A 1,211-nucleotide genomic window follows, 5' to 3' on the forward strand; every position below is an offset into this window, starting at 1 on the left:
GTGGAGAGCAAAGGTGTTAACTTTGCTTGAGGACGACTCTGATGACAGGTTCAGGAATGAGGACATTCACCGACGAATTCAAACGGGAAGCGATTCGGCTGGTGCAAACCAGCGGGCGGACCATCGGCCAGATTGCCGACGATCTTGGTATCGGACATTCCACGTTGGGCAAGTGGCTTGCCAAGCATCGTGACGTCGCTTTGCTGAGCGGCCCACACGAAGACACGGCCAAGGAATTGGCCCGCTTGCGCAAAGAAAATGAGATTCTGCGGGCCGAGCGGGACTTGTTAAAAAAAGCTGCGGCCTTCTTCGCCAAGGAAACAAGTCGATGATTTTCCGGCACATCGACGAGAAGAAGGCCGATCTATGCATAGCCCGGAAATGTGCGTTGTTCGGCGTCAGTGTGAGCGGCTTTTACGCCTGGAAAGGCCGTAAACCCAGTCGCCGTCAATTGGACGACATGGTGTTGCTCGCTCATATCCGCAGCCAATTCAGCCTGTCGCATGAAACCTACGGATCTCCGCGCATGGTGGTGGAATTGCAGGAAGACGGCATTGACGTCGGTCGTCATCGCGTCGCCCGGTTGATGCGCGATAACGGCTTGAAAGCTCTGCAAAAACGCGGTTTCAAGAAAACCACCGACAGCGACCATGGCGGCCCTGTCGCGCCCAATATGCTGGATCAAGATTTCACTGCCGATGGACCCGATCAGAAATGGGGCGCCGACATTTCTTATATCTGGACGGCCGAAGGCTGGCTGTATCTGGCCATCGTCGTCGATCTGTTTTCCAGACGCATCGTCGGTTGGGCGACCAGTGACCGCATGAAAAAGGACCTGGCGCTGACCGCCTTAAAGCGCGCGCTCGCCATTCGTCAACCGGCGGCGGGCATCATCCATCATTCGGATCGAGGGAGCCAATATTGCTCCGGCGACTACCGAAAACTCTTGGCCGACCACAAAACCTTCGCCTCCATGAGCGGCAAGGGCAATTGCTATGACAATGCCATGGTGGAAACCGTGTTCAAAACCATCAAATCCGAACTGATCTGGCGGACAGCTTGGCAATCACGTCGCCAAGCCGATATTGCCATTGGTCGTTACATCGACGGATTCTATAATCCCGTCAGGCGGCATTCCGCCCTGGGATATAAAAGCCCGTGCCGCTTCGAGGCCGAAGCTGCATAGACAGAGAAACGCTCTCCACTCTTTC

1 protein-coding gene is annotated in these 1,211 nt (G+C 55.4%); it reads left to right on the top strand.

Annotated elements, in window-relative coordinates; all coding sequences use genetic code 11:
* Positions 1-56: 56 nt before the first annotated feature.
* A protein-coding gene (locus tag KEC16_RS19605) for an IS3 family transposase (RefSeq protein WP_428846074.1) occupies positions 57-1,186 on the top strand; the annotation gives its coding sequence in 2 pieces (ribosomal slippage) (positions 57-312 and positions 312-1,186; 1,131 coding nt in all).
* Positions 1,187-1,211: the final 25 nt, after the last annotated feature.

Source organism: Magnetospirillum sulfuroxidans (assembly GCF_018224925.1).
Lineage (GTDB): Bacteria > Pseudomonadota > Alphaproteobacteria > Rhodospirillales > Magnetospirillaceae > Magnetospirillum > Magnetospirillum sulfuroxidans.